The sequence below is a fragment of the Leclercia sp. W17 genome, from assembly GCF_003336325.1.
Lineage (GTDB): Bacteria > Pseudomonadota > Gammaproteobacteria > Enterobacterales > Enterobacteriaceae > Enterobacter.
Genome location: NZ_CP031101.1, coordinates 4,713,479 through 4,739,994, shown reverse-complemented (window position 1 = coordinate 4,739,994; position 26,516 = coordinate 4,713,479). Strand labels below are relative to the sequence as shown.

The following is a 26,516-nucleotide window of genomic DNA, read 5'->3' as shown; positions in this document are numbered from 1 at the left end:
CAACAAAAAAAACGGCTATCAATCTCGCGCGGAAAAGGCCGCGCGACAGGGATTGAAGATTAGACGCTGTAGTACAGTTCGAACTCAACCGGGTGCGGAGTCATGCGAACGCGGTCGTTCTCTTCCATACGCAGTGCGATGTAAGCATCGATCGCTTCGTCAGTGAACACGCCGCCCGCAGTCAGGAACTCGCGGTCTGCGTCCAGTGCGTTCAGTGCTTCTTCCAGAGAACCGGCAACCTGTGGGATCTCTTTCGCTTCTTCTGGCGGCAGGTCGTACAGGTTTTTGTCCATCGCTTCGCCCGGGTGGATCTTGTTCTTGATACCGTCCAGACCCGCCATCAGCAGTGCTGCGAAGCACAGGTATGGGTTAGCAGCCGGGTCCGGGAAGCGCACTTCGATACGACGTGCTTTCGGAGAAGCTACCACCGGAATACGGATAGAAGCAGAACGGTTACGGGCAGAGTAGGCCAGCATTACTGGCGCTTCGTAGCCTGGGACCAGACGCTTGTAGGAGTTAGTGGTTGGGTTCGCCAGGGCGTTGATCGCTTTAGCGTGTTTGATCACACCACCGATGTAGTGCAGTGCCTGCTCGGACAGACCCGCATACTTGTCGCCAGCGAACAGGTTAGTCCCGTTCTTGGACAGGGACATGTGGCAGTGCATACCGGAACCGTTGTCGCCAAACATTGGTTTTGGCATGAAGGTCGCGGTTTTACCGAAGCGGTGCGCAACGTTGTGAACAACGTATTTGTAGATCTGAATTTCGTCCGCTTTCTTGGTCATGGTGTTGAAACGGGTGGCGATTTCGTTCTGGCCAGCAGTTGCAACTTCATGGTGATGGGCTTCAACAACCAGGCCCATCTCTTCCATGATCAGACACATGGTAGAACGGATGTCCTGTGAAGAGTCGACCGGTGGAACCGGGAAGTAACCGCCTTTAACAGCAGGACGGTGACCTTTGTTACCGCCTTCGTATTTGGTGGAGGAGTTCCATGCGCCTTCGATATCATCGATAGCAACGTGGGAACCGGAAGTAGTCGCACCAAAACGGATGTCGTCGAACAGGAAGAACTCTGGCTCTGGCCCGAACAGAACAGTGTCTGCGATGCCGGTGGAGCGCAGGTACTCTTCAGCGCGTTTAGCGATAGAGCGTGGGTCGCGGTCGTAGCCCTGCAGGGTGCCTGGCTCGAGGATATCGCAACGGATGATCAGGGTAGACTCTTCGAAGAACGGGTCAATGAGGGCAGTAGATGCGTCAGGCATCAGAACCATGTCGGATTCGTTGATACCTTTCCAGCCACCAATCGAGGAGCCGTCAAACATTTTGCCTTCTTCAAAGAATTCGGCATTCACCTGATGAGCAGGAATAGTGACGTGCTGTTCTTTACCTTTGGTATCGGTGAAGCGCAGATCAACAAACTTCACTTCATGTTCGTTCAGCATCGTCAAAACGTGTTCAGCGGACATACTTAACTCTCCAGATTGGTCATTGTCGTCGTGGTAACGAGGTCTTCAAATTCTGTATAAGGCAGGCGGTGGTGCCTTTTGTTGCCGTATTTTTTATAAAGCGAAATCTGTGCCAACTTTTAAAACACCCCAAAAAGGCGCTATCATGCGCACCGTAGTGCAAAAGGGCTGCACCACGGTGGTTTTGTTGCACCATTATAGTGCTTCAATGTGAACATTGAGCACCATATTGGTGCAATTTACGTTAAAGTGCCCTTTTACCGCTCCGTGAAAGCGATCACAAAGCATCTCTGCAATACTTGTTTGCGGGGGATGTTTGTGATCCTGTTTTGTAGTGCGATTAATCCGTGTACAATAACGCGCTATTTCTAATGCCTGAGGCAAAGTTGTGATCGAAAATCTGCGTAATATCGCCATCATCGCGCACGTTGACCATGGTAAAACTACCCTGGTTGATAAGCTGCTGCAGCAATCCGGTACGTTCGATGCGCGTGCCGAAACTCAAGAACGCGTGATGGACTCCAACGATTTGGAGAAAGAGCGTGGGATTACCATCCTCGCTAAAAACACCGCGATCAAATGGAATGACTACCGTATCAACATCGTTGATACCCCAGGGCACGCCGACTTCGGTGGTGAAGTTGAGCGCGTGATGTCCATGGTGGATTCCGTGCTGCTGGTGGTTGACGCATTTGACGGCCCAATGCCGCAGACGCGCTTCGTAACCAAAAAAGCATTCGCCCATGGCCTGAAGCCAATCGTGGTAATCAACAAAGTTGACCGTCCTGGCGCGCGTCCTGACTGGGTTGTTGATCAGGTCTTCGACCTGTTCGTTAACCTGGATGCGACCGACGAACAGCTGGACTTCCCGATCGTTTATGCGTCTGCGCTGAACGGTATCGCTGGTCTGGACCACGAAGACATGGCTGAAGACATGACCCCGCTGTACCAGGCGATTGTTGACCATGTTCCGGCACCAAACGTCGATCTCGACGGTACCCTGCAGATGCAGATCTCTCAGCTGGACTACAACAACTACGTTGGTGTAATCGGCATTGGTCGTATCAAGCGCGGTAAAGTGAAGCCAAACCAGCAGGTCACTATCATCGATAGCGAAGGTAAAACCCGTAACGGTAAAGTCGGTAAAGTGCTGACTCACCTGGGCCTTGAGCGTATCGAGAGCGACATTGCGGAAGCTGGCGACATCATCGCTATCACCGGTCTGGGCGAGCTGAACATCTCTGACACTATCTGCGACCCGCAGAATGTGGAAGCGCTGCCAGCGCTGTCTGTTGATGAACCGACCGTAACCATGTTCTTCAACGTCAACACCTCTCCGTTCTGTGGTAAAGAAGGTAAGTTCGTTACCTCCCGTCAGATCCTTGACCGCCTGAACAAAGAGCTGGTGCACAACGTTGCGCTGCGCGTTGAAGAAACCGAAGACGCTGATGCATTCCGCGTTTCTGGTCGTGGTGAGCTGCACCTGTCTGTTCTGATCGAAAACATGCGTCGTGAAGGTTTCGAAATGGCGGTTTCCCGTCCGAAAGTTATCTTCCGTGAAATCGATGGCCGTAAACAAGAGCCATTCGAGAACGTGACGCTGGACGTTGAAGAGCAGCATCAGGGTTCTGTAATGCAGGCTCTGGGTGAGCGTAAAGGCGACCTGAAAAACATGAATCCAGATGGCAAAGGCCGCGTACGTCTCGACTACGTGATCCCAAGCCGTGGCCTGATCGGCTTCCGTTCTGAGTTCATGACCATGACCTCTGGTACCGGTCTGCTGTACTCCACCTTCAGCCACTACGACGACGTTCGTCCGGGCGAAGTGGGCCAGCGTAACAACGGCGTACTGATCTCCAACGGTCAGGGTAAAGCGGTTGCGTTCGCCCTGTTCAGCCTGCAGGATCGCGGTAAGCTGTTCCTGGGTCACGGTGCAGAAGTTTACGAAGGCCAGATCATCGGTATTCACAGCCGTTCTAACGACCTGACGGTAAACTGCCTGACCGGTAAGAAACTGACCAACATGCGTGCGTCCGGTACTGACGAAGCAACGGTTCTGGTTCCACCGGTTAAGATGACGCTGGAGCAGGCTCTGGAATTCATCGATGACGACGAACTGGTAGAAGTAACACCACAGTCTATCCGTATCCGTAAACGTCACCTGACTGAAAACGACCGTAAACGTGCAATGCGCGGTTCAAAAGAAGATTAATACAGTCAGTCTGTAGGCCGGGTAAGCGCATGCGCCACCCGGCAGGTAAAAAGCCGCTGAGCGATCAGCGGCTTTTTTATTAGAACGCGTACCGCACGCCCAGACGGATTCGGTACTGCTCGCGGTTGTAATCATTCCATCTGTCCAGCCACTGGAGTTCGAGGTACGGCAGCCAGTTTCTGTCGATTTTATAGCTGAACTTGTTCGTTATTTCCCAGTGGTGATCTTTGCCATTCTTACTATGGTAATCATTGACCCGCTGGAAAAAGTGCGGCTCAAAGGTGTAGAAAAACGCATCCGTCACTTTAAAATTCCAGTAGTTAGCAAACTCGTGCGTGTCGTTCTTATCCATCTGCCCGTTATAGTCCGGCGTATCGTAATTGTTGTGGTTATAGCGATAGCGGAACGTCAGGTTGAACCCATCCGTAAATTTGTAGTTGGTATCTAAATAAACAGCGCCGCCCGACCCTGCGCTGCTGTCGTTAATTAAACCGCCCGGCTGGAAGGTGAGTTTGTCGGTGGGTTTAAAGAGCGGATACCACCCCTCTATTTCGTTATAGCTATGCTTAAGCTCATCCCATCTCCCCACGTTATAAGCGTTGGTGAACATCAGCCCCGCGCCCATATCGAAGTTATAGCCAGCTCGCAGGATCACCTCATGTAGCTCGGAGGCCGTATTGTATGCTTCTCGTGTTTCGACATACGCCCCGGCAAATACCGGGCAGGAGACAGACGACACAATCAGTACAGTAATGATTCTTTTCATAACTTATCCATGTATCAGATAAAGAAAGGCCACCCCTCCCGTTGAATGGGAAGGGATTCATGGCCAGATTTATTGTTATAAAGTGACTGCTGACGCTTTATCGTTGGTGGTTATCTCAGGGGTATTCGCTGATGGTTTTTTTCGTTTGGCAATCTCCTCAATAATAAAGGCGAAGCGCGCTTCGTTGAGTTTATAAAAGAGTCCCATCGTGATGGCGGCGATAATCGCCAGGCCGCAGGGCCAGAGAAAAATAAGCTGGCGCAGCCCCAGCAGCGTGCTTGCGCTCTGCACCGCATGGGGCACGTAACCGATCTGGGTCAGCATAATGCCAGGCAAGAAACCGGCGAGGGCCGCGGAGATTTTGCGCGAGAAGGTGTAGCCGGTATAAACCGACCCTTCGGCGCGAATGCCGGTTTTCCACTCGCCATAATCAACGGTATCCGGCACCAGGGCCCAGTTCAGGCTGTTGACGAAAGCGGTGCCGAAAAAGGCCATACAGGAAAAGAGCACAAACAGCAGGGAGTTGCTCCCCCAGAAGAAGTTCAGCACGTCGCCCACCGCCCATAGCGTCAACCCGCCCAGGTAAACCGGTTTTTTGCCGAAACGCTTAACCGCGCCGGGCACCAGAAACACGCCGACCAGAATGCAGCCCATGCTGAAAAAGCCCATCCACGACAGCAGGTGCAGATCGTTCAGTACGTACTGGGTGTAATAGACCTGAATCGCCAGCTTGATGTTAAAGGCGGCAAGGGTACAGAGGTTGGCGATGCATAAGACCAACAGCGGCGGGTTGCGGAAAATCGCGCAGAACGATTTTCAGAATGCCGGGTTTATGGTGATCGGGCGTGACCTCCACGTAGCGCTCTTTCACGCCGCTGTAGCACCACCACATGCAGAACAGCCCGCCGGTGACAAACACCAGAGCGGCAACCAGATAGCCGAGGGAGGGCTGGCTGACGAACAGCGCCTGAATGGGCATAAAACCGACGGTGCAGAGCAACAACCCCACCGTTGCGCCGCCCTGGCGCCACGCCGCAAGCTGCGCGCGTTCGTTCGGGTTTTTGGTGATGGCAGGCACCATCGCACCGTAGGCACAGTTCATCAGGCTATAGCAGAGGCCGAACATCATGAAGAGCACGGTGGCGATAGCCGTCTTCACCGTCAGGCTAAAGTCGTTAGCCATAAACTGCGCCGCGGCAACCAGCGCGACGGGTACCGAAGCATAGAGAATAAAGGGCCGGAATTTTCCCCGGGCACCGATATTTCGCCGGGAGTCCAGCAGCACGCCGGTCAGCATGTCGGTAAAGGCGGTAAAGAACTTCGCCACCAAAAAAATAATGCCGCCATAGAACGCGGGCATGCCCAGTTCGTCGGTGTAAAACTTCAGCAGATAGAGCGTGCCGATACACAGCATCAGGTTAGAGCCAAAATCGCCCATCCCGTAGGCGCACTTCTCGCGCAGGCTCAACTTCAGGGTTAACGGATCAGGAGTGTGTGTCATGGTCGATCCTCATAGCGCCCCGCAGGGCGCTCGCTCAAGTCAGTTATGCCGTACGTTTGCGCAGCTCGATCTCTTCCACGATGCGCACATACATCTTCTCGTTGAGGTTGTAGAAGCAACCCATCGCCACAATGGTGATGACCGCCAGCAGGCTGGGGTAGATAAATATCAGCTGCCGCAGCCCTTCAACGGTCCCGGCGGATTGCACCACGTTGGGCACATAGCCGATCTGCGTGAGCATGATCCCCGGGAAGAAGCCCGCCAGTGCCTGGGAAACCTTCCTGAAGAAGGTAAAGCCGGTGTAGACCGTCCCCTCGGAGCGCACGCCGGTGCGCCACTCGCCGTATTCCACGGTATCGGACACCAGCGCCCAGTTCAGGCTGTTCACAAACGCGGAGCCAAAGAAGGCCAGACAGGAGAACGCCACAAAGCTCACGGAGCCGCCGCCGAAGAAGTAGTTGAGCAGATCGCCCGCCACCCAAATCATCAGCCCGGTGATATAGACCTTTTTCTTGCCGAAGCGCCGCACCGCGCCGGGCATCATAAAGACGCCGATAAAAATACAGCCCATACTGAAGAAGCCCATGTACGACAGCAGGATCGGGTCGTTCAGCACGTACTGCGTGTAGTAGACCTGAATGGCGAGCTTGACGTTAAAGGCACCCAGCGTGCACAGGTTGGCGATGCAGAGAATAAACAGCGGACGGTTCCCGGCAATGGCGCGAAACGACTGCAACAGTCCCGGTTTTTGCGCCGGATTAGCAGGCTGCGTCTCGACGTAACGCTCGGTCACGCCCTTATAGCACCACCACATAAAGAACAGCCCGAACAGCGAGAAAAGGGTGGCGGCAAAGATATAGCCAAGTTGGTCATTGCCCTCAATCAGGTTCATTACCGGGACAAAGCCCACGGTACAGAGCAGCAGGCCAAGCGTGGCACCACCCTGACGCCAGGCGGCCAGCGAGGCGCGCTCGTCCGGGTTTTTGGTAATGGCGGGCACCATCGCGCCGTAAGAGCAGTTCATCATGCTGAAGAACAGGCCGTACAGCATGAACAGCACCGTTGCCATCACCGTTTTGCCGGTGATTTCAAACGGCGTACCGACGAAGTTGGCAATCGCCAGCAGCGTCACCGGGAAGGCGGCATACAGTACGAACGGGCGGAATTTTCCTTTCGGGCCGATCTTGCGCCGGGCGTCGAGCATGATCCCGGTGCCCATGTCGGTGAAGGCGGTAAAGAACTTGGCAATCAGGAAGATGATCCCGCCGTAGGTCCCCGGCAGGCCCAGCACATCGGTGTAGAACTTCAGCAGATAGAGCGTGCCGATATCCAGCAGGATGTTAGAGCCGAGATCGCCCATCCCGTAGGCGAGTTTTTCTTTAAACGGCAGGCGCAGGGTTGCCGGATCAGAAGTATGTTGACTCATTATTGTTCTCCGTCTGCCCGCAGGTTTCCCCGCGGGCGAGCCTTATCAGATATGACGTAAGGTGCTAAACAGATCTGCCCATTCGCTTTGCTGGCGATAGAAGACCGGCGGTTTGCCGAGCGGGGCATCAACGGTTATGTCACCGCCCTGGCAGGTTTCACCCGTCCACGCATTCACCCAGCTGTCCTGCGGCAGATAGAGCGACCAGTCATGGCGCCCCTCTTCATACACGGGCGCCACCAGCAGATCGCGGCCAAACAGATACTGGTATTTCAGCGTGTAGGCGCGTGCGTCGTCCTCGTAGTGCAGGAACAGCGGACGCATCACCGGCAGGCCGCTTTTCGCATTCTGCGCGACGGCGGCTTTGATATAGGGCTTCAGGGTGGTGAAGACGGTGGTCATGCGCGCGAAGTGTGCGATGGTTTCAGCGTCGCCATCGAACTGCCAGTTATCGCCAGGGCGGTTGCCTTCGTGGGTACGCATCATCGGCGTAAAGGCGCTGAAATCGCACCAGCGCAGCAGCAGCTCTTTGCTGCGTTTCATCTCGAACAGGGTGGTATAGCCGCCGATGTCGCTGTGATGCAGGCCGTGGCCGGTCATCGCCAGCGAGAGCGCAGCAGGTACGACGGACGCCAGACCGTCGTCCAGGCTCCAGTCGACGTTCTGATCTCCCGCCCACATCATCACCGAGTGTTTCTGGCTGCCGGTGTAACCTGCGCGCATAAAGAACAGGATCTCGCCGAGCTTGCCGGTCTCTTCCAGCGCCTCGTAGTTACATTTCGCCCACAGGGCAGGCCAGGCGTTATGCATGATCTCCGCGCTGACGCCGTTGTGCAGGAAAGTATCGGTTGGCAGATATTCCCCGAAATCGGCCATCCAGCCGCCGCAACCCAGCTCGATCAGGTTCTTTTTAATCACCTCTTTGTACCAGCCGTAGGCTTCCGGGTTGGTCAGGTCGATAACGCCCGCGTAGAACTCGCCGAACTCGACGTGGTAATCCTTGCCGTCGGCGTCTTTGGTCAGATAGCCGCGTTTTGCCGCCTCTTCGCAGAGGTCTTTATCGCTGGCGACGTAGGGGTTGATATAGGAGAGGAACTGCACCCCTTCCTGTTTCCACTGCGCAATACGCTCATCAAGCTGCGGATAGAGCTCGCTGTTCCACTTCCAGTTCCACATCACGCGTTTGCCGAAGGAGGTCATGCGGATGCCGGACCAGTCCTGCGCCCAGATGCCGTTCACCTTCACGCCGCCCTGGCGCATGAGGTCGAGCTTCTGCTGGCATACGTCGGTGCCGCCCTGAATACCCAGCGTCACCCCGTCGTAAACCCAGTCCGGCAGCTCCGGCTGACGCCCCAGCAGGCCGGTGAGCTTTTCCAGCAGATCGACGTAGCTTTCCGCACATTCGAAGCGCAGCGTGGCGTTATCTTCCCAGAACGCCAGTTCGTGGAAGTCCGGCGCGCTGAAGTCGAAGTTCATGTAGCAGCTGTTATCCACGTGGCAGTAGTACTTCTGGGTGCTCACAAAGGTGGGTTGCGGGAAGAAGGTCCAGTAGTAATCCCCGCCCGCGTTCTCTTTGCAGTCGGCCTGCCAGGTCACGTAAGTCTGCTTATTGCGGCCCACGCCCTGTTCGCTGGTCCACAGCGGGAACGGCTTGCCGCGCAGGTCGAAGTAGGAGAACTGCTCCCCGCAGCCGTAGATATGATCTTCAGGCTGTGCCGCCAGCCGCAGCCAGATACGATTATGGCTGGTGGCATCATTTTTGAGCTTTAACGTCAGGCGGCCTTCCGTATCAAGATCCACCAGCAGCGTGGCGCTTACCGCATCGCCACGGGTGAAGCGGATCGCCCAGCCCGCCTTTTGCTGCGTGACGGTCGCGTCGGTAAGGGCAATCTTTTCGTTGAGCTTATCCTGAATGCTGAAATTGCCGCGGAACATCTCAATATCGGCAACGCCTGCGCCGATCCACAGGCAGGGGGCGTCGGGCGAATGGGATAAAATCAGGCGATCCTGCCAGTGCAGGGTGAAACCGCGATCGTGAGTTTTCAAATCAATATCGTGTAGGGTACGCATAAGATCTCCGTTTTTATTATTTGGCCTGGCTATCCAGTAAGCCGGCGGCAACGGCTGGGGCTAACCCTGGCGCCAGCGGTAAGCGCGGGATCACCAGGCAGTGCAGCAGATGGTAAATATCCTGCTTGCCGTCCCAGACCTTAGTGGTCACTTCGTTATTGGCATCCAGCTCCTGCCACCAGGAACCGTTCTCGTAATCCATCAGGTATTTGCTGCAGTAATCCCACCATTTCTGATACCAGGCTTCGTACTGTGCCTCGCCGGTCACGGTATAGAGGGCATAGGCCGTGCCCATCGCCTCGACGATCGGCCAGCGCACGCGTTCGCGCACGATAGGCTTGCCGTCCCAGCCGACGGAGTAGACGAAGCCGTCGGCCCCTTCCGGCGCCCAGGCATCGCGGATGGTGGCGTGGAACAGTCCTTTTGCATCTTCTAGCAGCCACGCCGGCGGGGTTTCAAAGCGGGCTTCCAGCGCGGCGCGCAGATGCAGCATCAGACGGCCCCACTCAATCCAGTGTCCCGGCGTACCGCCGTAGGCGCGAAAACGGTGGGCGGGATTATCGATGTTGTAGTCGCGGATCGGGTTCCAGTTGGTGTCAAAATGCTCGTTAACGCGATACTCACCCTTGCGCGCCACGTCGTGAATAATCACCGAGGCGATGCGCAGGGCGCGATCGAGCCATTTGCGATCGTGGGTGACGTCATAGACGATGAGGAAGGCTTCCACTGCGTGCATGTTGGCGTTGCCGCCACGGTAATCTTCCGTTTTGCTGAAGGCTTCGTCCCAGGATTCCAGACACATCTGTTCCTGTTCGCTCCAGAAGTAGCGCTCAATCACCTCAATGGCGTCGTCCAGCAGCTTGCGTGCCTGCGGGTGTCCGGTAGTAACGGCACTCGCTGCGCCGAGCAGCACGAAGAAGTGCTGATAGCCCTGCTTGGAGGCATCTATCACCCCTTCATCGTTAACGCAGGCGTACCAGCCGCCGTGCTGTTTGTCGCGCAGCGGACCGTTCAGGGCATTGATGCCGTGCTCAACCAGGGCGTATGCACCCGGGCGCCCCATGTTGGCCGCCACCGCGTAGACGTGCAGCATACGGGCGGTGATCCACAGATGGGTGCCCATATCGCTGCGAACCTGGCCGTTATTGCCCAGCCAGCCAAAGCCGGTGGGGACGGCGGCGTTTTTGCCGAAGTCGAGAATGCGGTCGGTCTCTTGTTCGAGCCAGCGGTTATGGCTCAGAGTGTTAAACCATTTCATATTCGGATCCTCTCTTAGCGGCGGGCCATCATTTCGTCGACGATCTCGCCCAGACGCTGCAGTTTCGGTACAGAAATATCGCGGAGCATCAGCTCGGTGTCCGGCAGGCCAATTACCGATGACCAGACGGCGCGACCGGCTAAAAAGCCCGATGCCCCCGCCTGCATCGCCACGCTTACGGCGCGCGGGAAGAGCTTGTCGTCCACGCCGGAGGAGAGGATCACCCAGGGCATGTTGATCTGTTCGTTGAGCTTCTGCGAGGCCGCCAGCAGCGCCTGCTGCGTGCCTTTGCCAAACAGCGGCATCTCCACTTTGTAGAGATCGGCACCGCTGTCTCCCAGCTCTTTGGCCGCGTCGATAATCGCCTGCTCGCGGTTAAACGCGTCACCGCGGCGCGGCGGACGCACCACCGGCTCGATAATGCTCAACAGACCGTTGTCGTGACACAGCGTGTTGAACGCCTTCACCATCTCCAGACGCTGCTGCGGATCTTCGTCGCTGCGCCACAGCACCAGCAGCTTCAGCGCCTTGCCGCCATCGCGTTTGACCGCCTGCGCGTCGACGTTCTTGTCGATCACCACGCTGTCGACAGGAATACCGTTCCCCGGAATAAACTCGTCGGCGGCCACAATCATCGCGCAGCTTTTCGCAACCGCCTGCTGCTCCACGATCTGGCGATAGCAGAACTGCTGGTCGACGAGGATCGCAGAGGCGTATGGCGACAGAATTTTCGCCGCGTTGACTTTAAAATCCGTGAGGTGCTGGTCAGTTACCGGCACCGGCGCGCCTGACGCGGCAAACATCAGGCGCATCGCTTCGCGCTGATCGACGGCCAGCATGGCAAAACCGCCGGAAGGTCGGGTGATATCTTTCAGGGTGTACATCGTCATTCCTCAGTCCTTTCGTATCAGTGTGATTTTTTCAGCCCGGCGGATGCGCGAACCTGTTCGAGAATGGCTGTCCAGTCTTCGCGCCCGCGCCCGGCGGCGCGTGCCTGGTTGTAAACTTCGCGGGAGGCGGCGCCCAGCGGCATCGGGACGTGGAGCTGGTTAGCCACGTCCAGGGCGATCCCCAGATCTTTATGTGCAAGGTCGATCATGAAGGCAGGGGATAGATCCCCTTTCAGCACCTTGTTCGGCCAGGAGGTGGTGAAGTGGCCTTTGCCCGCAGGGGTGCCGCTCATCACCTTCAGCGCCACGTCAAAGGAGAGGCCGAGCGCTTCACACAGCACGGCCGCCTCGGCGGAGAGGGCGTTCAGGGCGATACTCATGTAGTTATTGATGAGCTTCACGCGGATGCCCATGCCCGGCCCGCCGGCGTTAATCAGCTCATTGCCCATCGCCATTAAGACGGGCGTGGCGCGCTCAACCTGCTGCGCCGTACCGCCTGCCAGCAGGAGCAGCGTGCCGGCGATGGCATGGTCTGACGTGCGCCCGACGGGCACATCCATCAGGCTGAAGCCGCGTTCAGCCATGTCACGGATCAGGGCGTCGGTTTGCAGGGGATGAATGGTGGACATATCGATCACCAGCGCGTCGCGGGATAACCCTTCGCACACGCCGTGCTCGCCGAACAGTACGCTGCGTACCAGGTCACCGTTGGGCAGCATGGTGATAACGAATTCGGCATCCGTTGCGGCCTGCGCGGGCGTTGCCGCCGCCTGGGCACCGCTTGCAACCAGCGTCTGAACCGCCTGCGGGTTCACATCAAAGACCTGAAGCTGGTGGCCTTGCTTCAACAGATTCTTCGCCATTGGCGCGCCCATCTGCCCTAAACCGATAAATGCGATTGCTGACATGCCTCTCTCCTGTCATATCGTGTCAATTTCTGCGCGTTAATGTTGTCTGTTTTTGATCGTATTTGTAATTTATAGTCAAAAAATAGACATGGGTCACTTTTTAAACATTTGGTGAAATTAAAATGAGAGCAACAGAAAACGCAGAAGGAATCACCATGACTCGCATCGTTTGTGTCGGCATCACCGTGCTGGATCGCATCTGGTATCTCGATGATTTACCAAAGGAAGGTGGGAAATATGTCGCAAAAAATTATACGGAAGTGGGCGGCGGCCCGGCAGCAACCGCGGCGGTGGCGGCGGCAAAACTGGGCGCGGAAGTGGATTTTATTGGCCGGGTGGGGGACGACGATACCGGGACAAGATTGCTCACGGAGCTGGAATCCCTGGGGGTGAATACCCGCTATACGCGCGTCGTGAAAGGTGCCCGCTCGTCCCAGTCCGCCGTGCTGGTGGATGCAGGCGGGGAACGCGTTATTGCCAACTATCCCAGCCCGGATCTCCCTGCTTCGGCAGACTGGCTGCACGAAATCGACTTATCTCAGTGGGATGTCGTATTAGCAGACGTGCGCTGGCATGAGGGGGCCAGAGAGGCGTTTACCCTTGCCCGCCAGCAGGGCGTGCCGACCCTGCTTGATGCGGATGTCACCCCGCAGGATATCGCGGAGCTGATTACCTTAAGCGATCACGCAGCCTTCTCTGCGCCGGGTCTGCGGCGTTTAACGCAGCGGGATGAAGTCGAAGAGGCGCTGAAAAAAGCACAAACGCTCACAAATGGACATGTGTATGTCACGCAGGGGCGAGACGGTTGCTTCTGGCTGGAGAACGGCGCGCTATGTCATCAGCCTGGCTTTGAGGTAGAGGTGGTTGATACCACCGGGGCGGGGGATGTTTTCCACGGTGCGCTGGCGGTCCGCCTGGGGCAAAAGCGATCCCCGTCGGAAGCGGTACGCTTCGCCAGCGCTGTTGCAGCACTGAAATGCACGAAGCCTGGCGGGAGGGCTGGTATACCCGACTGTGATCAAACCCGCTCTTTTTTGTCACTTTTTGTATAAAATGCGGGGCGTGATGGTTTTCAGAGGACAGCCCATGAGCCTTACCGAACTGACCGGCAACCCGCGTCACGATCAGCTGCTAACGCTGATTGCCGACCGTGGCTATATGAACATTGATGAACTGGCGCAACTGCTGGATGTCTCCACGCAAACGGTGCGCCGGGATATTCGCAAGCTGAGTCAGCAGGGGCTGATCACGCGTCATCATGGCGGCGCGGGCAGGGCATCCAGCGTGGTTAACACCGCCTTCGAGCAGCGCGAAGTCTCCATGACCGAAGAGAAGCGGGCGATAGCCGAAGCCATTGCCGACTACATTCCCGATGGCTCGACCATTTTTATTACCATTGGCACGACGGTAGAGCACGTTGCCCGGGCGCTGCTCAACCATAATCATCTGCGCATCATCACCAACAGCCTGCGGGTGGCGCACATTCTTTATAAGAACCCGCGCTTTGAGGTGATGGTCCCCGGCGGCACGCTGCGCCCACACAATGGAGGCATTATCGGGCCTGCCGCCACGGCGTTCGTCTCTGGCTTTCGCGCAGATTATCTGGTGACCAGCGTCGGCGCGATTGAGCAAGACGGCGCGATGATGGAGTTCGATGTCAATGAAGCCAGCGTGGTGAAAACCATGATGGCCCACGCCCGGCACATCTTATTGGCGGCCGATCATACGAAATATCACGCCTCTGCTGCGGTTGAAATTGGTAACGTCGCGCAGACGACGGCGCTCTTTACCGACGAGCTACCCGGCTCCGCGCTGCAAACGCACCTTAAATCGAGCAAAGTTGAAGTTATTGAAGTCAATTCAAACGACGAACAGCAGGCGGGTTAACCCTCTCCCGGTCCGACGGTGATCGTTGGGCCGTTCCTTTCTTTAAGCTGAAGCTGGCGCATAGCCAAACATCTCCATTCCCGCTACAGTTACTTTTCACGGCAAACAAGGAGAGATAAATGCTCTATATCTTTGATTTAGGAAACGTAATTGTCGATATCGACTTCAATCGCGTGCTGGGCGCCTGGAGTAATTTCAGTCGCGTGCCGCTGGCGACGCTTAAACAAAGTTTTACGATGGGCGAGGCTTTTCATCAGCATGAGCGCGGCGAGATTTCGGATGAAGTTTTTGCCGAAAAGCTCTGCCATGAGATGGCCCTCCCCCTCAGTTACGAGCAATTTTCCCATGGATGGCAGGCGGTCTTTGTCGGTATCCGCCCTGAAGTGATTGCCATCATGCACAAACTGCGCGAGCAGGGGCATCGGGTGGTGGTGCTTTCCAACACCAATCGACTGCACACCACCTTCTGGCCGGAAGAGTATCCCGAAGTGAAAGCGGCTGCGGACAAGATCTATCTCTCTCAGGAGATGGGAATGCGTAAGCCGGAGGCGCGCATCTATCAGGCCGTTCTGCAGGCGGAAGGATTCTCTGCCGCCGATGCCGTCTTTTTTGACGATAACGTCGATAATATAGAGGGAGCTAACCAGGCAGGTATCACGTCAATTCTGGTGACCGGAAAGCAGACGATACCCGACTACTTTGCGAAGCAGTTATGCTAAAAAACGTTCATCAAAAAGCCAGCCACCATACCAGGCCGCTACGTGCGTGGCTAAAACTCCTCTGGCACCGCATCGATGAGGACAACATGACCACGCTGGCAGGCAACCTTGCCTACGTGTCGTTGCTATCTCTGGTGCCGCTGGTGGCGGTCATCTTTGCGCTTTTCGCCGCCTTTCCGATGTTTTCGGATGTCAGCCTGCAGCTGCGGCATTTTGTCTTTGCCAACTTTATGCCGGCAACCGGGGATGTCATCCAGAACTATATTGAGCAGTTTGTTGCTAACTCCAGCAAGATGACGGCGGTCGGGGCGGTGGGCCTTATTGTCACCGCGCTGTTGCTGATGTATGCCATTGATAGTGCCCTGAATACTATCTGGCGCAGTACCCGCGCACGGCCTAAAGTTTACTCGTTTGCGGTCTACTGGATGATCCTGACCCTGGGGCCATTACTGGCTGGAGCCAGTCTGGCGATCAGTTCCTATCTGCTCTCTTTGCGTTGGGCCAGCGATCTCAACAGCGTGATTGACGATGTGCTGCGGATCTTTCCGCTGTTCCTCTCCTGGCTCGCTTTCTGGCTGCTATACAGTATTGTGCCGACGACGCGCGTGCCTAACCGGGATGCGATGGTGGGCGCGCTGGTTGCCGCTCTGCTGTTTGAACTGGGCAAGAAAGGATTCGCGCTTTACATCACCATGTTCCCCTCCTATCAACTGATTTATGGCGTGCTGGCGGTGATCCCGATTTTGTTCCTCTGGGTTTACTGGACGTGGTGTATCGTCTTGCTTGGCGCAGAAATTACTGTCACTCTCGGGGTATACCGCGAGCTAAAAAAAGCAGCAGAAGCCGAAAAACAACGAGAAGCAGACCAACCATGATTGCATTGATTCAGCGCGTAACCCGTGCCAGCGTCACCGTGGAGGGGGAAGTGACGGGTGAAATTGGTCCGGGACTTTTAGTCCTGTTAGGTGTCGAAAGGGATGACGACGAGCAAAAAGCCAACCGCTTATGCGAGCGCGTGTTGGGTTACCGCATCTTCAGCGATGCGGATGGCAAGATGAACCTTAACGTCCAGCAGGCGGGTGGCAGCGTGCTGGTGGTGTCACAATTTACGCTGGCAGCTGATACCGAGCGCGGCATGCGCCCCAGCTTTTCTAAAGGGGCGGCGCCGGATCGGGCAGAAGCGCTCTATGAATACTTTGTTGAGCGTTGCCGCCAGCAAGAGATGCATACACAGACCGGACGATTCGCTGCGGATATGCAGGTTTCGCTGGTAAATGATGGCCCTGTCACTTTCTGGCTCCAGATATGAGTGAGCTGACGGTATGGCCGCGGGTAACCAGAGAGAGTACAGCTATGTATCACCTTCGAGTACCGCAGACAGAAGAAGAGTTAGCGCTTTACTACCAGTTCCGCTGGGAGATGTTACGTAAGCCATTACATCAGCCGAAAGGGTCGGAACGCGACGCCTGGGACGCGATGGCGCATCACCAGATGGTGATGGATGAAGAGGGCAATCTTGTCGCGGTGGGGCGACTCTATATCAATGCCGATAATGAAGCCTCTATCCGCTTTATGGCGGTGCATCCTTCCGTGCAGGATAAAGGTCTGGGCACATTAATGGCGATGACTCTGGAGTCCGTAGCCCGCCAGGAGGGTGTTAAGCGCGTCACCTGTAGCGCGCGCGAAGACGCGGTAGAGTTTTTTGCCAAGCTGGGTTTTATAAACCAGGGCGAAATCACCACCCCGCAAACCACCCCGATTCGTCATTTTTTGATGATCAAACCCATCGCCTCGCTGGATGATATTCTGCACCGCGCCGACTGGTGTGGTCAGCTACAGCAGGCCTGGTATCAGCACATCCCCCTGAGCGAAAAGATGGGGGTGCGCATTCAGCAGTACACCGGGCAAAAATTTATCACCACCATGCCGGAGATCGGCAACCAGAACCCGCACCACACTCTGTTTGCCGGCAGCCTCTTCTCGCTGGCGACGCTCACCGGCTGGGGGCTTATCTGGCTCATGCTGCGCGAGCGCCATCTGGGCGGCACCATTATTCTGGCCGACGCCCATATCCGCTACAGCGCGCCAATCAGCGGCAAGCCGAGCGCAGTCGCCGACCTGGGGGCCCTGGGTGGCGATCTCGACCGCCTGGCGCGAGGCCGCAAGGCACGTGTGCAGATGCAGGTCGAACTGTTCGGCGATGAAACGCCGGGCGCGGTGTTTGAAGGGACCTATATCGTTCTTCCTGCGAAGCCGTATGGCGCGTACGAGGAGGGGGGGAACGAGGAGGAGTAGTGTCCGGGTTCGAGAGTTACCCGTAGTAAAAGGGGTAACTCTCATTTTCACATCATCAGTTTGATGGCTTAAAAACGATAGCCTATGCCCACGTTAAAGCCATTAATCGAATAGTCGCGATCCATACTGGCTTTTGTGCCTTCATAACCAATATTAACCGAAAGGGTGTCGGAAGGATTCATCACCATTCCCACTCCCCAGGCGAAAGACGCAGATTTCTCGGAAATACCGTCGTGATTGACTTCATTATTACCATAATTCACCCAGCGGGTATTCCCGGATGCCTTCACCCATGCCGCGCCGCCAATGGCATAAAGTGAAATATAGTCATTGATGCGGTACGCCGGTCCAGCCAGCAAAGAATAGTAATTTACGTCTATATCATTATGAACTACATCGCGGGCCACTAAATAATCCTGCTTTGTGTTCGCTTTCATCCAGGAGAAAGATCCCAGAAGGCTGACAGGTGAATTGAATTCATACCGATACTGGACGTTTACGCCGTTCAGATTGTCAAAATCGGTTGCCTCGCTGTGCGCAAAGCCAACAGAAAATGTGTGATTATTTGCAACGGCCAGACTGCTGGTCAGAGAGGCTGTCAGTAAAACCGCCAGAGAAAATTTATTCATTGATATAATCCATTAATCAAAGAAGTGAGATATTTAATAGTGATAGTACGAAGTGAATGTGATGATTATTTATTCTTTATCACATTGTTTTGGCGATTAATTTTGCTGTTCAGATTTTGAGGCTGCAAACCATAATTGCTTTATTGTTAGTATCGGTTTTCTTAATTCGTTTTCTTTGTCTGCTCACCATGCAGAGACCCTGCTGCGGTACTCGCTCGCCAGGCTATATCCTGAGTAACATCCCGGGCAGCCTGGCTAATCCCACCCAGTTGAAAGAAGCCGTGGATCACGCCAGACCAGCGTTGCGGGTGCATTGAGCGGTGAGAATATGCGAAAAATAATTCCGTCGAGTTCAAGCGTTGCTACCTGTACACAGGTTTCTTTCTCTCCGGCAAGCACCGTACTGGCAACGTAACCCGCTCTCCGGTCATCAATATTCTGGCGACGAGAAGAAGGTCGCCCTGCGGCGATAAATTCCTGAACCAGTCTATTAATACCTTTTTCCATTGCCATAGATGCCTCCCTTTTCCTGTATGGATACACAGCGTTATAGCCTGGTTTTATGCAGATGAAAACAGAGGATTGTGATGAGGATAAGAATCTGGAAAGCGGCTCGCAAATGCGTTTTCCGTTATCGCAATTTACTTTAACCATAAATTAATAAGGTGTATTTTGCCTGAAAATTAACCATAGATGATATACTGGAGTGATATATGAGTTTATCGGTGAATATTGATATGGGCAGAATACTGATCGATTTGTCGGATGACGTTATTCAGCGGCTCGATAATCTGAAGCAGCTGCGGAACCAGCCGCGCGCTGAATTATTACGGGAAGCAATAGAGCAGTATCTCGATCAACAGAGTGTCTCGGTCATTCGTGATGCGCTGGGTCTATGGGGTAACCAGCAAGAAGACGGGCTTGACTACGAACGTAAGCTACGTGAGGAGTGGTAAAAGTGGAACACATGGCGGTGTTTGATACCAATATTCTCATCGATCTCTTTAATAACCGGATTGAAGCTGCAAATGCAATTGAAAGTGCTGCGTCGCACCGGACTATTAGCCTCATCACCTGGATGGAAGTCATGGTAGGGGCTCGCAGGCACGGTCATGAGGCGAAAACGGCGGCAGTTATGGGCGCTTTCGAGATTATCGATATTACGCGTGAGATTGCTGAAAGAAGTGTATTGCTCCGCGAGAAGCATGGGATGAAACTTCCTGATGCCATTATTCTGGCCACAGCTCAGAACAGAAACTGCCCGTTAATTTCACGCAATACCAAAGACTTTGCAGGTATAGCAGGGGTGGTTTCGCCCTATCAACTGTAGGCCGGGCAAGCTTGCGCCGCCCGGCACTCTCACAGGAGATTACTCCCCTTCACCCGGGAACAGGAACGGGTTAATAGAGCTGCGGGCAAAGCCCTCCTGCTCCATTTTGGCGTCCAGTATCAGCGTGGCAAGATCGTCGGCGACGGCCTCCACTTTCGGGTCTTTTTCCTGATACAAAATCTTCAGGTAGGTGCCGCAGTCGCCGCAGCTCTCGGCTTTCACCGCGGACTGTTCATTTTCCAGCGACCAGTAGTGCAGATCGCGGGTCTGTTCACAGTTGCTGCATTTCACGCGCACCACGTGCCACTCGGTTTCACACAGGTTGCAGTGCAGGTAGCGCAGCCCCTGAGTGGTACCGATTTGCACCATGCTGGAGACCGGCATTGAACCGCACACCGGACAGAACTGGCGGGCTTCACCATATTCAGCGCGGGCTTTACCCGGGATGAGGCTCGCCATTTGCGCCCAGTAGAGCGACAGGGCAGCCCAGATGAACGGGGCTTTATCGCTGCTGACCGAGGCAAAATCAGAGGCAAACAGCGCGCTCGCCATCTGCTCCAGCTCCTGCTCGGAGGCTTTCTCAAGATTCTCGATCACCGCCAGCGCCGGGCCGCTCATCTCAGGCTTCAGCTCGGCAATCAGGGAGTGCAGCAGCTTATGCCAGTGCTTATCGCGCGGCAGAACGTGGATATCCAGCGGTGGTTTGCCCTGCTCGCTCGCCTCTTTGATGCGCGCGGTCAGGTCCATCTGCAGCGGATGGTCGTACAGCACCACTTCCTGGGCGTGGGCGATCAGCGCCGCAAAGCGCAGATAGTCGCCAAGCGGGTTGTTCTCTGCCAGCTCACGCAGGCGTTCCGCGCGGCGGTTGTAGAGGTTTTTTAGTCTGGGGAACAGTAACGGCGGAATCACTTCCGCCGTGCGTTTCTCGCTCGAACCCAGCTCATCTTGCGGGATTATGCGAATACTCATTCAGATGACTTTTCCTGTTTCTGGCGGACTTCGCGGTACCAGCGCGGGTGATGTTTCTTCGCCCACGTTTTGGTAACCCAGCCTTCCACCATCGCGGTAATGGTGCCTTTCACCCAGAGGGCGGCGTAGATATGCACCATGATAACCACAATTAACGCTACTGCGGCAAATGAATGCAGCATTAACGCAAATCGGATCACCGGGATTGAGAAAGCAGGCGCAAAGTACGGACGCCAGATGATCACGCCGCTGACCAGCAACAGGACCAGGAAGATAATCGCCGCCCAGAATACGCATTTCTGGCCGAAGTTATAACGCCCGGTATCACCTACTTCCTCGTTGACGACGATCTTACGAATATTCTTCGCCCAAAAGATATCATCCCGATTGATTAGGTTATGGTGCCAGTAACGGAAAAACATGATGATGAACGAGGCAAACATCACCACACCCACGAACGGGTGCAGGATGCGCGCCAGCTGCGGCGTACCCAGGATCTGCATCAGCCAGTTGAAGGAGGGGAAGAAGAACCCCAGTCCGCTTATCGCCGCCAGCATGAAGCAGAAGGCGGTGACCCAGTGGTTGATACGTTCCGGCGCCGTGTAGCGCACGATGGTGTCACGTCTTTTCATTTGCGCACCTCGTCTTTCTCTTCATGCAGGTTGTCCTCTTCCTCTTCCGCACGGTTCGGACCGACACCCACGTAGTGGAAGATACTCGCGGCGAAGGTGGCAGCAAAGCCCACCGCGGCCAGCGGCTTCCAGATACCTTTCCAGAACTTCACGGTCGCGCTGATCTCCGGGTTCTCCGGCAGGCCGTGGTACAGATTCGGCTTGTCGGCGTGGTGCAGCACGTACATCACGTGCGTACCGCCAACACCGGCCGGATCGTACAGACCTGCGTTGTCGTAACCTCGGGTTTTCAGTTCGGCCACACGCTCGCCCGCCAGGGTTTTCATATCCTCTTTGGAGCCAAAGTGGATCGCGCCGGTCGGGCAGGTCTTCACGCATGCCGGCTCCTGGCCGACGTTAACGCGGTCGACGCACAGCGTGCATTTGTAGACGCGGTTGTCTTCCGGGTTCATGCGCGGCACGTCGAACGGGCAGCCCGCGATGCAGTAGCCGCAGCCGATGCACTGCTCAGACTGGAAGTCGACGATGCCGTTAGCATACTGAATGATCGCCCCTTCCGACGGACACGCCTTCAGGCAGCCCGGATCCGCACAGTGCATACAGCCATCTTTGCGGATCAGCCATTCCAGTTTGTCGTTCTGCTCCACTTCCGAGAAGCGCATTACCGTCCAGGACTTGGCGGTCAGGTCGGCGGGGTTATCATAAACCCCGACGTTGTGACCCACTTCGTCACGGATGTCGTTCCACTCTGAACAGGCCACCTGACAGGCTTTACAGCCGATACAGGTGGTTACGTCGATAAGCTTCGCCACTTCCTGCTGGTGGTCCCGCGCCTGGGGCGCGGGGGTGAACCCGTTAGTCGCGGAACGACGAATGATGTCTTGCGATTGATAAGCCATAAGTCGTCTCCGTTACACCTTTTCCACGTTCACGAGGAAGGCCTTAAACTCCGGCGTCTGCGTGTTCGCATCGCCGACGAACGGCGTCAGGGTGTTGGCAATAAACCCTTTCTTCGCCACGCCCTCATAACCCCAGTGAATCGGAATACCGATGGTATCCACCTGCTGACCGTGAACGTTCAGCGTGCGAATACGCTTGGTCACCACCGCCTTGGCCTTGATGTAGCCGCGGTTAGAGGAGACCTTCACGGTGTCGCCATGGGCGATGCCGAGCTTGTTCGCCAGCTTCTCGCCGATCTCCACAAACTGCTCCGGCTGCGCGATGGCGTTCAGCAGCGCGTGCTTGGTCCAGTAGTGGAAGTGCTCGGTCAGACGGTAAGTGGTGCCCACATACGGGAACTTGTCTTTTTTGCCCAGCGCCTCGAAATCGCTCTTAAAGATACGGGCGGCCGGGTTAGAGACCACGTTCGGGTGCAGCGGGTTGGTGCCCAGCGGCGTCTCAAACGGCTCGTAGTGTTCCGGGAACGGCCCTTCCGCCATCTTATCGATAGCAAACAGGCGTCCCATCCCTTCAGGCTGCATGATAAACGGCCCGACATCGCTGCCCGGAGGCGCGGTGCTGTAGTCCGGAATATCCACGCCGCCCCACTTCGCGCCGTCCCACTTCAGCAGCTGACGCTTCGGATCCCACGGGTTGCCCTGCGGGTCAGCAGAGGCACGGTTATAGAGAATGCGGCGGTTCAGCGGCCACGACCATGCCCAGCCCAGCGTATTGCCGAGGCCCGACGGGTCGGCGTTATCGCGGTTAGCCATCTGGTTGCCTTTCGGCGTCCAGCTACCGGCAAAGATCCAGCAGCCGCTGGAGGTGGTGCCGTCGTCGCGCAGATGGGCAAAGGTACTCAGCTGATCGCCTTTCTTCGCCAGCACCGCCCCGGTGGCCGGGTCGATAACGTCTGCCAGCGCCTTACCGTTGCTCTCCATCGCCACCTCTTCCGGGGATGGGTTCTCCGGCGTCGAGTAGTTCCAGGTCATGTTCAGCACCGGTTCCGGGTTCGCGCCGCCTTCAGCCGCGTACATCTTACGCAGGCGTAAGAAGATACCGGCCAGGATCTCGCCGTCGTTCATGGCGATGCCCGGGGCGTCTGCACCCTTCCAGTGCCACTGCAGCCAGCGACCGGAGTTAACGATAGAGCCGTTCTCTTCCGCGAAGCAGGTGGATGGTAGACGGAACACTTCGGTCTGAATCGTCGACGGATCGACGTCGTTCGATTCGCCGTGGTTCTGCCAGAAGGTCGAGGTCTCGGTATTGAGCGGGTCAATGGTGACCAGGAACTTCAGTTTTGACAGGGATGCCACAACCTTATTCTTGTTCGGGAACGAGGCAACCGGGTTAAAGCCCTGGCAGATATAGCCGTTAACCTGGCCCTGGTGCATCATCTCGAAGTACTGCAGAACGTCGTAGCCTTTGTCCCACTTCGGCAGCCAGTCAAAGCCCCAGCTGTTTTCCGCCGTCGCTTTGTCGCCGAAGAAGGCTTTCATCATCGAGACGAAGAACTTCGGATAGTTGCCCCAGTAGTTCACCTGGCCTTCGAGCAGCGGTTTTGGCGTGCTGGCCGTCAGGTAGGTTTGCAGGTCGGTCTGTTTCTCGCTTGGCAGGTTCATATAACCTGTCAGGCTTTGTGACAGCAGGCCGAGGTCGGTCAGACCCTGAATGTTGGAGTGGCCGCGCAGGGCGTTCACGCCGCCGCCTGCCATCCCCATGTTGCCGAGCAGCAGCTGAACCATCGCCATGGTACGGATGTTCTGCGCGCCGATGGAGTGTTGCGTCCAGCCGAGGGCATAGAGGAACGACGCGGTTTTATCATGAACGCTGGTTTCAGCGATCATCTCGCACACCTTCAGGAAGTCCGCTTTCGGCGTCCCGCAGATGTTTTCCACCACCTCCGGCGTATAGCGGGAAACGTGCTCTTTCAGCAGGTTCCACACGCAGCGCGGGTGTTGCAGGGTGGCGTCGCGTTTCGCAAAGCCGTTCTCGTCCAGCTCGTAGTTCCAGCTGGTTTTGTCGTACTTGCGTTTTTCGGCGTCATAACCGCTGAACAGACCATCTTCGAAGTGGTAATCCTCACGCACGATCAGGCTGGCGTTGGTATAGGCTTCGGTGTATTCGCGGTTATATTTTTCGTTAGTCATCAGGTACAGCAGTACGCCTGACAGGAAAGTGATGTCAGTACCTGAACGAATAGGGGTGTAGAAATCCGCCACTGACGCAGTACGCGTAAAGCGGGGATCGATCACAATCAGTTTCGCACCGTTGTGGATTTTGGCTTCCATCGCCCAGCGGAACCCGACAGGGTGCGCTTCAGCGGCGTTACCGCCCATCACCACAATAAGGTTGGCGTTCTTGATGTCGACCCAGTGGTTGGTCATCGCACCGCGACCAAATGTTGGAGCAAGACTTGCTACCGTTGGTCCGTGTCAGACACGCGCCTGGTTGTCGACCGCGAGCATACCGAGTGCGCGCGTAAATTTCTGGGTTAAATAGCCGGTTTCGTTGCTGGAGGCCGAGGCGCACAGCATGCCGGTGGAGAGCCAGCGGTTTACCGTTACGCCATCTGCATTCTGGGCAATAAAGTTAGCATCGCGATCTTTTTTAATCAGTGTGGCGATGCGGTCAAATGCCTCTTCCCAGCTTATTTGCTGCCATTTATCTGAACCTGGCGCGCGATATTCCGGGAATTTCAGGCGGCTTTCTGAGTGGATGAAATCCACCAGACCTGCTCCTTTCGGGCAAAGCGCGCCGCGGTTTACCGGATGATCCGGGTCACCTTCGATATGGAAAATAGATGCTTTGGCGTTTTTCGCGCCGTCGCCGAGGCTATACATCAACAGCCCACAGCCGACGGAGCAGTACGTACAGGTATTACGGGTTTCGCGGGTGCGCAGCAGTTTATACTGCCGCGTTTCCGCCAGCGCGACGCCGGGCGCAAAGCCCAGTGCTGCTGCCGTGGTGCCTGCCATACCGCCAGCGCAGATCTTAAAGAACTGCCTTCTGCTGACCTGCATGGTCACTCCTTGTTTCGACATTGCTACCCTTCATTCTTCGCGCCCGCGCGAATTATTTGGGGTCATTATTGTTTTACTTCACGGCTGATTTTTTGACCGCAAAGTTGAAAATTTGCGTTAAACCCTCATTTCCACGAGGGGTATATCAGAATACCACAATGTCGGTACGCTTGTTCCAACGGCGTTAAAACAAAGTGAACGTATTATCACGGTGATGATTATAAAATGTGATATTGATCACATGATGCCCCCGAGCTGTTACAAACCTGTTTATGCGTCGGGTTTGTCCCTCAGGTAAAGTTGCGCGGACAGGGCGGTAAAAATTGATCCATACTATGCGCCAGGCCGGAAAAGTATGATGCAATAGCAGGCCTCCCCACGTGGTTGCTCAGGAAATTCGTCGTGTTGAAACAAAATGGTGATACCTGCTTTACGTCACTGCCTGCCGGTGTGGCAGAACGCCGGGTACACAGACCCCCACAGATTAGCCTCCCGACTCCCGATTTTCTGGCGGAAGAGGTGCCCGTCGCGCTGGTTTATAATGGTATCTCCCATGTGGTGATGATGGCCTCCCCCAAAGATCTGGCGCTGTTTGCCATCGGCTTTTCGCTGTCTGAAGGCATCATTGAGCACCCGCGTGAGATCTACGGCATGGAGGTGATATCTGTTTGCAATGGTCTCGAAGTGCAGATTGAACTCTCCAGCCGACGCTTTATGGCTCTTAAGGAGCGCCGCCGTGCGCTGGCCGGGCGCACCGGCTGCGGCGTATGCGGCGTGGAGCAGCTGAACGACATCGGTAAGCCCATCACGCCGCTGCCCTTCAGCCAGACCTTCACCCTGGCGAACCTCGATATCGCGCTGCAAAATCTCAACTCGGTACAGCCGGTGGGCAGTCTGAGTGGATGTACGCACGCCGCCGCCTGGGTCCTGCCGTCGGGTGAGATTGCTGGCGGGCATGAAGATGTCGGACGCCATGTGGCGCTGGATAAACTGCTGGGCCGCCGGGCGGGAGAAAGCGCTGCATGGCAGCAGGGGGCCGCGCTGGTCTCCAGCCGGGCCAGCTACGAGATGGTGCAAAAAGCGGCGATGTGCGGGGTGGAGATCCTCTTTGCGGTATCCGCCGCCACCACCCTGGCGGTTGAGGTGGCCGAGCGTTGCAACCTGACGCTGGTGGGGTTCTGCAAGCCGGGAAGAGCCACGGTCTATACCCATCCGCAGCGGTTGATTGTTGATCAGTAATTTTGAATGAAGTAAGCAAATCCTTCCGCTATCAGTTGTCGGTGATGAGGCCTATTATTTATCACATCAAGGCACGACGCCTTACACCAACAACTTATTGAAAGGGTCACTATCATGAAAAGCATCAAAACTTTTGTCGCAGTAATCGCTCTGGCTACTTCTTTCGGTTCTTTCGCTGCCCAGTCTGTAACGGCATCTGCCAGCACCATTGATGGCGCAGAAGCGAAAATTGCCGCTCAGGCTGAGCAGGCGGGCGCCTCCTCTTACACCATTACCCAGGCTTTCTCCGGTAACCGTGTACACATGACCGCTGAACTGAACAAATAAGCACACAGCATCTGTCGAAAGAGCGCC

At 55.8% G+C, this 26,516-nt stretch carries 23 protein-coding genes and 2 pseudogenes; 11 read left to right on the top strand and 14 right to left on the bottom strand.

Annotated features, from left to right (window positions below):
* Positions 1-59: 59 nt before the first annotated feature.
* Positions 60-1,469 carry a glutamate--ammonia ligase gene (gene glnA, locus DVA44_RS23430; RefSeq protein ID WP_103825293.1) on the bottom strand — a complete coding sequence of 470 codons (1,410 nt, stop codon included), beginning with the start codon at positions 1,467-1,469 and terminating at the stop codon, positions 60-62.
* A gap of 388 nt (positions 1,470-1,857) precedes the next feature.
* Here glnA and typA point away from each other — a divergent pair, with 388 nt between their 5' ends.
* Positions 1,858-3,681, top strand: coding sequence for a ribosome-dependent GTPase TypA (gene typA, locus DVA44_RS23420; RefSeq protein WP_103177576.1), 1,824 nt, complete (start codon positions 1,858-1,860; stop codon positions 3,679-3,681).
* Between the two features lie 79 nt (positions 3,682-3,760).
* Here typA and ompL read toward each other — a convergent pair whose 3' ends face one another.
* The 7 genes and pseudogenes from ompL to yihU all read right to left on the bottom strand — a co-directional run bounded on the left by ompL (position 3,761) and on the right by yihU (position 12,500).
* Positions 3,761-4,447, bottom strand: coding sequence for a porin OmpL (gene ompL, locus DVA44_RS23415; RefSeq protein ID WP_114388326.1), 687 nt, complete (start codon positions 4,445-4,447; stop codon positions 3,761-3,763).
* A gap of 75 nt (positions 4,448-4,522) precedes the next feature.
* Positions 4,523-5,948, bottom strand: a pseudogene (locus tag DVA44_RS23410) (MFS transporter).
* A 43-nt stretch (positions 5,949-5,991) separates the two neighbouring features.
* Positions 5,992-7,374 carry an MFS transporter gene (locus tag DVA44_RS23405; RefSeq protein ID WP_114316348.1) on the bottom strand — a complete coding sequence of 461 codons (1,383 nt, stop codon included), beginning with the start codon at positions 7,372-7,374 and terminating at the stop codon, positions 5,992-5,994.
* A gap of 45 nt (positions 7,375-7,419) precedes the next feature.
* A complete protein-coding gene (locus DVA44_RS23400) occupies positions 7,420-9,444 on the bottom strand; it encodes an alpha-glucosidase (RefSeq protein ID WP_114388325.1) in 2,025 nt (674 codons plus the stop codon).
* Positions 9,445-9,460: 16 nt separating this feature from the next.
* Positions 9,461-10,702, bottom strand: coding sequence for a sulfoquinovose isomerase (yihS, locus tag DVA44_RS23395; protein ID WP_114388324.1), 1,242 nt, complete (start codon positions 10,700-10,702; stop codon positions 9,461-9,463).
* Positions 10,703-10,716: 14 nt separating this feature from the next.
* Positions 10,717-11,592, bottom strand: a complete 876-nt coding sequence (gene yihT / locus DVA44_RS23390; protein ID WP_114316351.1) for a sulfofructosephosphate aldolase — start codon at positions 11,590-11,592, stop codon at positions 10,717-10,719.
* Positions 11,593-11,609: 17 nt separating this feature from the next.
* Positions 11,610-12,500, bottom strand: coding sequence for a sulfolactaldehyde 3-reductase (gene yihU / locus DVA44_RS23385; protein WP_103825287.1), 891 nt, complete (start codon positions 12,498-12,500; stop codon positions 11,610-11,612).
* 155 nt (positions 12,501-12,655) lie between these two features.
* Here yihU and DVA44_RS23380 point away from each other — a divergent pair, with 155 nt between their 5' ends.
* From DVA44_RS23380 to fabY, 6 genes are all read left to right on the top strand, one after another.
* On the top strand, positions 12,656-13,552 hold the full coding sequence (locus tag DVA44_RS23380) for a sugar kinase (RefSeq protein ID WP_114388323.1): 897 nt from the start codon (positions 12,656-12,658) through the stop codon (positions 13,550-13,552).
* Positions 13,553-13,586: 34 nt separating this feature from the next.
* Complete coding sequence (locus tag DVA44_RS23375; RefSeq protein WP_103825285.1) at positions 13,587-14,387, top strand: DeoR/GlpR family DNA-binding transcription regulator; 801 nt, start codon at positions 13,587-13,589, stop codon at positions 14,385-14,387.
* Positions 14,388-14,506: 119 nt separating this feature from the next.
* The gene (gene yihX / locus DVA44_RS23370) at positions 14,507-15,106 is read left to right on the top strand and encodes a glucose-1-phosphatase (protein ID WP_114388322.1); all 600 of its coding nucleotides are present in this window, start codon (positions 14,507-14,509) and stop codon (positions 15,104-15,106) included.
* A complete protein-coding gene (locus tag DVA44_RS23365) occupies positions 15,100-15,981 on the top strand; it encodes a virulence factor BrkB family protein (RefSeq protein WP_114316354.1) in 882 nt (293 codons plus the stop codon). Before yihX ends, DVA44_RS23365 begins: the two co-directional genes overlap by 7 nt.
* The gene (gene dtd / locus DVA44_RS23360; protein WP_103177564.1) at positions 15,978-16,415 is read left to right on the top strand and encodes a D-aminoacyl-tRNA deacylase; all 438 of its coding nucleotides are present in this window, start codon (positions 15,978-15,980) and stop codon (positions 16,413-16,415) included. Before DVA44_RS23365 ends, dtd begins: the two co-directional genes overlap by 4 nt.
* Before the next feature lie 44 nt (positions 16,416-16,459).
* Positions 16,460-17,401 carry a fatty acid biosynthesis protein FabY gene (fabY, locus tag DVA44_RS23355; protein ID WP_032615389.1) on the top strand — a complete coding sequence of 314 codons (942 nt, stop codon included), beginning with the start codon at positions 16,460-16,462 and terminating at the stop codon, positions 17,399-17,401.
* 68 nt (positions 17,402-17,469) lie between these two features.
* On the opposite strand, the gene DVA44_RS23350 is transcribed toward fabY, so the two are convergent.
* Both DVA44_RS23350 and DVA44_RS23345 read right to left on the bottom strand, forming a co-directional pair.
* On the bottom strand, positions 17,470-18,030 hold the full coding sequence (locus DVA44_RS23350) for an Ail/Lom family outer membrane beta-barrel protein (protein WP_114388321.1): 561 nt from the start codon (positions 18,028-18,030) through the stop codon (positions 17,470-17,472).
* Between the two features lie 297 nt (positions 18,031-18,327).
* Positions 18,328-18,543: pseudogene (locus DVA44_RS23345) on the bottom strand (alpha/beta hydrolase); the annotation flags it as partial.
* Positions 18,544-18,743: 200 nt separating this feature from the next.
* Here DVA44_RS23345 and DVA44_RS23340 point away from each other — a divergent pair.
* Both DVA44_RS23340 and DVA44_RS23335 read left to right on the top strand, forming a co-directional pair.
* On the top strand, positions 18,744-18,986 hold the full coding sequence (locus tag DVA44_RS23340) for a CopG family transcriptional regulator (protein WP_114388320.1): 243 nt from the start codon (positions 18,744-18,746) through the stop codon (positions 18,984-18,986).
* A 2-nt stretch (positions 18,987-18,988) separates the two neighbouring features.
* The gene (locus DVA44_RS23335) at positions 18,989-19,360 is read left to right on the top strand and encodes a PIN domain-containing protein (protein WP_114388319.1); all 372 of its coding nucleotides are present in this window, start codon (positions 18,989-18,991) and stop codon (positions 19,358-19,360) included.
* 39 nt (positions 19,361-19,399) lie between these two features.
* On the opposite strand, the gene fdhE is transcribed toward DVA44_RS23335, so the two are convergent.
* Genes fdhE through fdnG form a run of 4 tightly spaced genes read right to left on the bottom strand, consistent with a single transcriptional unit; the run spans position 19,400 to position 24,923 of the window.
* Complete coding sequence (gene fdhE / locus DVA44_RS23330) at positions 19,400-20,329, bottom strand: formate dehydrogenase accessory protein FdhE (RefSeq protein WP_114388318.1); 930 nt, start codon at positions 20,327-20,329, stop codon at positions 19,400-19,402.
* Entirely contained in the window at positions 20,326-20,961 is a 636-nt protein-coding gene (fdoI, locus tag DVA44_RS23325) for a formate dehydrogenase cytochrome b556 subunit (RefSeq protein WP_032615363.1), read from the bottom strand. Before fdoI ends, fdhE begins: the two co-directional genes overlap by 4 nt.
* The gene (gene fdxH, locus DVA44_RS23320; RefSeq protein WP_103825279.1) at positions 20,958-21,860 is read right to left on the bottom strand and encodes a formate dehydrogenase subunit beta; all 903 of its coding nucleotides are present in this window, start codon (positions 21,858-21,860) and stop codon (positions 20,958-20,960) included. Before fdxH ends, fdoI begins: the two co-directional genes overlap by 4 nt.
* A gap of 12 nt (positions 21,861-21,872) precedes the next feature.
* Positions 21,873-24,923, bottom strand: a complete 3,051-nt coding sequence (fdnG, locus tag DVA44_RS23315; protein ID WP_139157126.1) for a formate dehydrogenase-N subunit alpha — start codon at positions 24,921-24,923, stop codon at positions 21,873-21,875.
* 438 nt (positions 24,924-25,361) lie between these two features.
* Between fdnG and fdhD the strand changes: the two genes are divergently transcribed.
* Both fdhD and DVA44_RS23300 read left to right on the top strand, forming a co-directional pair.
* On the top strand, positions 25,362-26,162 hold the full coding sequence (fdhD, locus tag DVA44_RS23305) for a formate dehydrogenase accessory sulfurtransferase FdhD (RefSeq protein WP_371413876.1): 801 nt from the start codon (positions 25,362-25,364) through the stop codon (positions 26,160-26,162).
* A 114-nt stretch (positions 26,163-26,276) separates the two neighbouring features.
* On the top strand, positions 26,277-26,489 hold the full coding sequence (locus DVA44_RS23300) for a DUF1471 domain-containing protein (protein ID WP_103177552.1): 213 nt from the start codon (positions 26,277-26,279) through the stop codon (positions 26,487-26,489).
* The last annotated feature ends 27 nt before the right edge of the window (positions 26,490-26,516 follow it).